Annotated in this window: 7 protein-coding genes; 2 read left to right on the top strand and 5 right to left on the bottom strand. The window is 64.0% G+C overall.

Going from position 1 to position 7,828, the window contains the following annotated elements:
* On the bottom strand, window positions 1–1,069 hold a 1,069-nt coding region (locus AC5JJ6_RS16870; protein ID WP_496043169.1), incomplete at its 3' end, for a cellulose binding domain-containing protein.
* A gap of 143 nt (window positions 1,070–1,212) precedes the next feature.
* Window positions 1,213–2,097 (bottom strand): LysR family transcriptional regulator ArgP, encoded by an 885-nt coding sequence (locus AC5JJ6_RS16865; RefSeq protein ID WP_496043168.1) that lies wholly within the window; start codon window positions 2,095–2,097, stop codon window positions 1,213–1,215.
* Between the two features lie 96 nt (window positions 2,098–2,193).
* On the opposite strand from AC5JJ6_RS16865, the gene AC5JJ6_RS16860 reads away from it, so the two are divergent.
* Window positions 2,194–2,793: a LysE/ArgO family amino acid transporter gene (locus AC5JJ6_RS16860; protein ID WP_496043167.1), complete on the top strand. Its 600-nt coding sequence runs from the start codon at window positions 2,194–2,196 to the stop codon at window positions 2,791–2,793.
* Window positions 2,794–3,269: 476 nt separating this feature from the next.
* Here AC5JJ6_RS16860 and AC5JJ6_RS16855 read toward each other — a convergent pair whose 3' ends face one another.
* The 3 genes from AC5JJ6_RS16855 to AC5JJ6_RS16845 are packed head-to-tail and all read right to left on the bottom strand — an operon-like array spanning window position 3,270 to window position 6,090.
* A complete protein-coding gene (locus AC5JJ6_RS16855; protein WP_496043166.1) occupies window positions 3,270–4,031 on the bottom strand; it encodes an ABC transporter ATP-binding protein in 762 nt (253 codons plus the stop codon).
* Window positions 4,028–5,068, bottom strand: coding sequence for a FecCD family ABC transporter permease (locus AC5JJ6_RS16850; protein ID WP_496043165.1), 1,041 nt, complete (start codon window positions 5,066–5,068; stop codon window positions 4,028–4,030). The genes AC5JJ6_RS16855 and AC5JJ6_RS16850 overlap by 4 nt, the downstream gene beginning before the upstream one ends.
* On the bottom strand, window positions 5,065–6,090 hold the full coding sequence (locus AC5JJ6_RS16845) for an ABC transporter substrate-binding protein (RefSeq protein WP_496043164.1): 1,026 nt from the start codon (window positions 6,088–6,090) through the stop codon (window positions 5,065–5,067). Before AC5JJ6_RS16845 ends, AC5JJ6_RS16850 begins: the two co-directional genes overlap by 4 nt.
* Before the next feature lie 485 nt (window positions 6,091–6,575).
* Here AC5JJ6_RS16845 and AC5JJ6_RS16840 point away from each other — a divergent pair, with 485 nt between their 5' ends.
* On the top strand, window positions 6,576–7,643 hold the full coding sequence (locus AC5JJ6_RS16840; RefSeq protein WP_496043163.1) for a DMT family transporter: 1,068 nt from the start codon (window positions 6,576–6,578) through the stop codon (window positions 7,641–7,643).
* Window positions 7,644–7,828: the final 185 nt, after the last annotated feature.

Here is a 7,828-nt window from a genome sequence, read left to right as displayed (position 1 = left end):
TGAAGGCGCCGTCGTACCACAGGCCGTTGGCGTTGGGGCCGTCGCCGGCGCTGCTGCGGTGGTGGTCCAGGATGATCTTCATCCCGAGCTGCCCCGCGTAATCGACGATCCTGTCGATGATCTCGAGGCCCGACAGCCCGATCAGGTCGGGGTTCAGCGTGGCGCTGATATTGGCCGGCGACTTGCCGGCCAGCAGCTCGGACGAGTAGGGAAGACGGATCGCGTTGAAGCCCAGATCCGCCATCTGCTTCATCATGTCCTGCCAGGCCCGGACGTTCAGCCCGTCCGGCGAGGCGCGCGACGTTTCCAGTCCGAACCAGTTGACGGCGGCCAGCCGGACGGCCGCGCCGGCGGCATCGACGATCTCGTTGCCGCGTGTCGACAGGAAACCGTCGGCCCGGTGGTCAGGTTCGGCCGGCGAGGGACCGTCGTCGTCGTGGATGCGTCCGCTTGCCTCCCATCGCGCCGGTATGACGCCCACCGGCTCTGACAGGACCAGCTTGAGGGCTTTGTTGAGTTCGGGCGTCGTGTCGCCGGTCACCTCGACCGTGACGGTCGCCCGGGTCTGGCCGGGGGCGAAGGTCACGGTTCCGCCCGATCCGGTGAAGTCGCTGCCGACGGCCGCTCCGGCAGTCGAGGCCGTCTCCCACCGGATGCTGACCGGGGTCGCGGAGGCGTGCGACAGCGTCAGCTCGAACATGAGCGGAGAGGTCCCGGCATCGCCCTCGACCGTCCAGGCGTCGGTGACGGTGAGCGCCGGCGGCACTTGCGAGGATGGGCCGTCGGCGTCGAAAAAGACGGGCGGCGTCGGCTGGCCGGCCGCCGTGAAGCCGATGGTGGCTTTCTGGCCGGGCGCCAGCGTGCCGTTCATGTCGACATTGCCGAAGCGGGTGGCACCCGCCGGCGCGATCATTGCCGCTGCATTCCAGAAGGACTGAATAGCCCAGGGGGCGGTGAAGCCGAGACGCCAGTCGGTGACGGTCTCGGCTCCATCGTTGAAGACGTCGATTTCCGCCGCAAACCCCTGGTCCCATGTATTGGTCGTTCGAAAAACAGTTCTGATAGTCATGATTTTCAAAAAACGTTCCTGATGAATGCAGATCATTTATGCACAACTTGATGAAAATATCGATTTGGTAATCGGATTGGTTGCCGACGCATTGGAGCTATTTTTTTAGTTGTATTGCGACTGCCATAGATGCTTGGGCCGAGTTACGGCCGTTGCAGCAGGGTGCCCGCCGTCCGGAGAACCGCCCGAGTGATATCGCCGAGACGGCTGCTTGCGATGCGGCTGCGCTGCCAGAACAGAGGCACGTCGAGCGGCTGGTCCGGCATCAAGGCGACCAGCCGGCCGTTGCGCAGATGCTCGGCGACCAGCATCTCGGGGTTCATTCCCCATCCGAGGCCGACCAAGGCCGCATCGATGAACGACTGGGACGAGGGCAGCCAGTGGGTGGCCGACGCGATATCCGCTCCGAAAGCCTGCCGTATCCATTGCGTCTGGAGCCTGTCCTTGGTGTTGAAGGTCAGGCGCGGCGCCCGCGCGAGGGAAGCATCGTGCACCCCGCCGGAGAAGTGCCGGCGGACGAATTCCGGGCTGGCGGTCGCAATGTAGCGCAGGGCGCCCAGCGGCGTGCTGTCACAGCCCTGTACCGGCTTGGCGCCCGATGTCACGGCTGCCAGAACCTCACCCCGGCGCAGCCAATCGGCGCTGTGCTCCTGGTCGTCGATGACGAGGTCGAACAGGCAGTCCTGCGTCTGGGCCATGGCGGCGACGAACCACGTGGCGAGGCTGTCGGCATTGACCGCGATGCGTACCGTCACCTGCGGCCCCGTGTCCCGGATGCCTGGAAGCTCATGGCGCAGTTCGCTTTCCAGCAGCGCCACCTGTTCGACGTGCTGGCACAAACGCTGCCCCCCTGGCGTGCCGGTGCACGGGGTTCCCCTAACCACCAGGACCGTCCCGAGCTTCTCTTCCAGAAGCTTGACGCGCTGCGACACGGCCGAGGGGGTGACGTGAAGCTGCTGCGCAGCCCGTTCGAAGCTGCCGGTGCGGATGACGGCCGCCAAGGCGGCCAGCAGGGCATAATCCAGCATGAATTAGGGTTCCTTAACTTAGGTAAGTATCTTTAAGGATGCTAATGCGGTCCGCCATGCTAGTGAAGCCGCCATTCGCAATCGAGGTGGCCCGCCATGCTGTCTGCTTTCTTCCCCGGCCTTCTGTTAGGTCTCAGCCTGATCGTCGCCATCGGCGCGCAGAATGCCTTCGTACTCCGTCAAGGATTGCGCGGCGAGCACGTCCTGGCGGTTTGTCTGACCTGCGCGGTTTCGGATGCCATGCTGATCCTGGCCGGCGTCGGCGGCTTCGCCCAAGCCAGCAACTGGGTGCCGTGGCTCGAAACGGCGACACGGTACGCCGGTGCGGCTTTCCTGCTCGCCTACGGCCTGCGCAGTTTCTGGGCCGCGGCCCGCTCGGGCGGCGCCCTGGCCCCGGCCGATACCGTTCCCGTCAGTCTCGGTGCCACGCTGGCGACGTGTCTCGCGCTGACATGGCTGAACCCGCATGTCTACCTGGATACCGTGGTGCTGCTCGGTTCCGTGTCCACGCAGTTCGCGGAGAACAAGGGGCTTTTCGCGCTCGGCGCGATGACGGCCTCCTTCGTCTTCTTCTTTTCGCTGGGCTACGGTGCGCGCCTGCTACGGCCCGTCTTCGCCCGGCCGGGTGCATGGCGGGTGCTGGAACTGGGCATCGGCATCGTCATGTGCACGATTTCGGTGGCGCTGGTGGCCTGAAGCCAGGACCGGAGGCGAGCGGCCGTGCTTGCAGTCGTTCCGGCACGATTCAGCAGTGGCTGGAAATCGGAGCCAGTTGGCAGACGCCCGTACGGGACGCTCTCGGCGGCAGCGTCACTGCTGGACGGGCATAGCCACAACCGCTGCCGGCCAAGCATTCCTTTGCGTCCAATGAACCACTTCGAGGCGGCTCGGCCTTGGCTCCAGCGAATAAGTGCATCGTCAATGCGTATACGATAAGCAGGCTCACAACCCATATGGCAACGACGCACAACCTGCGATCCGTCGATTTGCCGGTTTGAGCCTTGATGATGTTGGTGAGCAATGCACTGCGCCAGAGCTGAAGACGGATCGATAAAATGTACATCAATACTTGGATTGCGCAATTTCGCTCATTGCTAGCTGTCTTACCCGTTAGTCTTACCCTGTTGCGGACCGACATCGCTCATGAGCACCGACGTCGCCGATCGGAGCGATCAACGCAGATAATGGATATGCGGGCGCGCATGATGGGCGGACACCTCGACGCGCGCCTCGACCGAAAAGACATCCTTCAGCAGATCCTCGGTCAGCACATCGCCCGGATGCCCGGACGCGACGACCCTGCCCTGTCTCAGGACAACCAGTCTGTCACAGAACATGGCAGCGTGATTGAGATCGTGAAGAGCGATGATGCTGGTCACCGAAAGACCGGAAACGAGCTTCAGGAGACCGATCTGGTGCTGGATGTCGAGGTGATTGGTCGGCTCGTCGAGGAGCAGTTCCTTCGGCGTCTGCGCCAGCGCCCTGGCTATGTGGGCGCGCTGCTTTTCGCCGCCCGACAGGCTATGCCAGTAGTCATTGCGCTTCCCGGCCATGCCCGCCTTCTCCAGCGCGTCCTCGACCGCCTGCTCGTCGGCGAGCGACCAGCCCGAGAACATGGAGCGATGCGGAAACCGGCCAAGCTTCACGACATCGATGACCCTCAGGTTGGCGTTCGTCGTCGCGTGCTGCTCGACGAAGGCGACGCGCTGCGCGATCGACTGGCGCGAGATCGACCGGACATCCTCCCGGTCGAGCATGACCCGGCCGGAATGCGGCGGCTTCAGCCCGGCAAGCAGGCGCAGGAGGGAGGTCTTGCCGGACCCGTTCGGTCCGAGCAGGCCGAGCAACTCGCCTGGTGCGGCTTCCAGGGAGACCGTATCGAGCACGGTCTTGCCGCCGATCTTCCACGTAAGCTGTTCAGCCCTGATGCTCATGACGCACGCTGGAACCGGTAGAGAATGACCGAAAAGAAGGGCACGCCGACCAGCGCCGTGACGACGCCGATGGGCAGGACCTGCTGCGGGATCAGGACCCGCGAAGCGATGTCGGCCAGCACCATGAAGATCGCTCCCCCGATCGCGCAAGCCGGCAGCAACCGGATATGGGCCGGTCCGACCAGGAAGCGGGCAGCATGCGGCACGACAAGGCCGACGAAACCGATCGAGCCGACCATGCTGACGATGGTGGCCGTTATCAGTGCGGTCAGCGCGAAGAGCGTGATACGCACCCGTCCGACATTGACACCGAGCGCCGACGCTGCCTCGTCGCCGAAAGCGAAGGCATCGAGAACCCGGGCGGCGAACAGACAGGCTGCAAGTCCAAAACCCACGACGATCGAAACCAGCACGAATTCGGGCCAGCGCACGCCGCCGAAACTGCCGAGCAGCCAGAACATCACGTCGCGCGCCTGCTGGGCATTGCCAGAGGTCGTCACGATATAGGACGTCGCTGCGTTGAAGAGCTGGGATGCGGCGACGCCGGCCAAAATGGTGCGGTCGGCACCGCCACGCGTGCCGTTCGACAGCAGTGCCACGAAGAAGAAGGCCGCGAAGGCTCCGGCAAAGGCACCCGCCGACAGAGAGAATGCGCCGGACCCGATGCCGAGGATGACGATCGCGACGGCGCCGGAAGAGGCGCCGGCCGATATGCCGAGGACATAGGGTTCGGCGAGCGGATTGCGCAGGAGCGACTGCATGATCGCCCCCGACAGCGAAAGGCCGGCGCCGCAGAAAGCCGCGACCAGCGCCCGGCTGAGCCTGTAGTCCCAGATCACGGTCTCGTGGATGCGGCTCAATTCGACCGACGTCCATCCCAGCCGGTTGGTCACGGCCGACAATGTCGTGGCGAGGGGAATCGGCAGATCGCCGATCCCCACGCTGATCCCGATGACGAGGGCGATCGCCACCAGAGATGCCGAGAGCATCGCCCCCAGGACGGTCAACCGCCCGATCATATGCTGTGTTTCGGTCACTTCAGCAAGCCGAGGGTCTTCAATTGCGCGACCACCTGCTCGGCGCCGTAAAGGGTGCGAACGGTCGGGTTCATCGCCTGGCCATCCATGACGACCATCGCGTTGTTCCGGACCGCCGGCATCTGGCTGACGGCCGGATCGGTGGTCAGGAACTTGATCTTGGCTTCCGGTTTGTCGAGTTCCCACCGGTTGCGGTCGAGACTGGCCACGACGATGACGTCCGGATTGGCGGCGATGATGCCCTCCCAGCCCAGCGTCGGCCATTCCGACTCAGATGCGATGGCGTTCGTGCCGCCAAGCAGGTCGGCGATGAATCCCGACGCTCCGTTCTTGCCGCCGAGATAGGCGTCGGCGGACGGCGAGGGGCTGGAGAACCAAAAGACGTAGGAGAGCTTCCGGCCGTCCTTCGGGACATTGGAGCGGAGCGCCGCCTCGCGTGCCTTGAAATCGGCGATCAATGCCTGGCCGTGATCCGCGACGTCGAAGATCCGGGACAGCTCATCGATCTCCTGGTAAAGCTGATCCATGCTCCAGAGCTGCGAACGGCTGCCATACACATCCTTGGCATTTTTGGTGTCGAGACATGTGCTGGGCGACAGATAGGTCGGGACGCCGACCTTGTCGAAATCCCCGCGCTTGGCGACCTTGCTGTTCGGGCCGAGCAGGACGGGCAGCGCAGCCGCGACGAAATCCGGGTCTTCGACGAGGATCGATTCGAAGGTCGGGAACTCGACGGTCAGGAGCTTGACCTTGGCATTCATCTCGGCCAGCTGCGGCATGACCTTGCTGGGCCAGAAGGCGGTGCCGACCATTCTGTCCTGCAGGCCGAGGAGCAGAAGGATCTCGGCGCTGTTCTGGCCGAGGCCGACCGCCCGCTTCGGCGGCTTCTCGATGGTGACCTGCGTGCCGCAGTTCTCGATGGTCAGCGGATAGCGCGTCGGATCGGCCAGGGACGGCGACGCGGCAAGACCGATCGCGGCAAGCAAGCCGGATACGGTCAGAAGTGATTTCAGTACGTTCATCGGAGCGTCCTAAGCCGGGTGGTCTTCATGGTTCGTCGACAATGGCCTGCTTGTCGTCGTGGGCGGAACTGCCGGACCCGAGGAGTGATCAAGTTCATCAAAGTCCCTGGACGTGTCCCCCTCCCGAATTTCGCCCGACTGGAACTCCCCGTTGGATGATCTGGCTGAGCCGCACCCGACTGGGCCGGGTGCCGAGAAAGCGGACGCGTTTCCATGGTTTCCGCCCGGAAGCGCGCCACCAATAATGCGAATGCGTCGCAAGTACAAGATATTTCTGTTTCCGGCGACGGCTTGAACTGGCCTCGCCGGCTTGTCGAGAACGGCAGCACCTTTATGAAATCGGCAGCGCCGATGATGCGCGCCTCCAGAGTCGCTTGCGCCGAACATGATCGAATGGCAGTGACCCGGTCGCACGCAGGCAGGGAAATGCCCGATGCGACACCGCGATGCGAAACGGGAGGGAAACCAATCAGTGGATCATGCTGATGAGTAAGATGAACATACTTGCCCGTTCCCCATCCAGGCGGCAGGCCTCAAGCGCCGGAAGCGGCATCGCCCTCAGGCTGGCGGCAACGGGTTTGTTCGCGGTCATGTCACTCTGCGTCCGGCTGGCGTCCTTCGAGGCTCCTGTCGGGCAAATCGTCTTCTATCGCAGTGCCTTGGCCCTTCCGCCGATCGTCGCCTACCTGTTCTGGCGCCGGCAGTTCCCAGGGGGACTGAGGACGCGGCGACCGGGCGGGCACTTGATGCGCAGCCTGTTCGGCTGCACCGCCATGTTCTTTTCCTTCGTCTCGCTGGCCTACCTGCCCCTGGCCCTCGCGACGGCGCTCAGCTTCCTGGCGCCCCTGCTGGTCGTGCCGGCTGCAATGCTTGCCCTTAGGGAGCGTCCGGGTGGCGTCGTCATCGGGGCGGCACTCGGCGGCTTCGCCGGCGTCGCCCTGATGCTCGCCCCGGCCTTCGAGGGACCGTCGCTCGAAGCCGGCACCCTGATCGGCGTGGCCGCCGGCTTGGCAATGGCAGCCACCACCGCGGTCGCCAAGATCCAGATCAAGACACTGACCGAGACGGAACCGCCAGGCACCATCGCCTTCTACTTTGCCGTCATCTGCGCCATCGCCGGCTTGGCTACCCTCCCCTTTGGCTGGGCCTCACCGACAAGCACCGCGCTTGGCTTCATGGTTGCCGCCGGGATTTCCGGAGGACTGGCGCACATCGCGATGACCGAGGCGCTGGCCCATGCGCCGGCGTCGACGCTGGCGCCGTTCGAGTATACCGCCATGCTCTGGGCGCTCGCCTTCGACATGATCGTCTTTGGCCTGCTGCCACTCCCCATCAGCCTATTCGGCGCCCTGGTGATCGTCGCCGCGGCAGCGGTTGCGGCCTTCGCCGGCGGTGTTGTCTCTCCCAAAGCGCCAAACGCCACGGGGGTCCGTCACGTCATCCCGGCTACGCCAACTCACACTGTGGGCTGCTCCGGCCAAGATCACGTGAGAGGGGGTCTTGATGGACCGGAAGATCGGAACCGTTCTAATACCAAGGGCCGAAGATTGTGACTGGTGAGCTTGGGTTCTTGGATTCCTAAATTTGGGGAAATGTGATTCGATCCATCGCTGGAGACGTTTGATGGATCGTCGAAGATGGTTGCAGTTGCGATAACACGGCTTGAGCATGGAGCGGCGGATCTCCGGCTGCGGGCGACACGCATACTCGTCCTGCCGACCGTCAACATCGACATGAT

The organism is Skermanella sp. (assembly GCF_059503625.1).
This window is presented reverse-complemented; position numbering and strand designations above follow the sequence as displayed.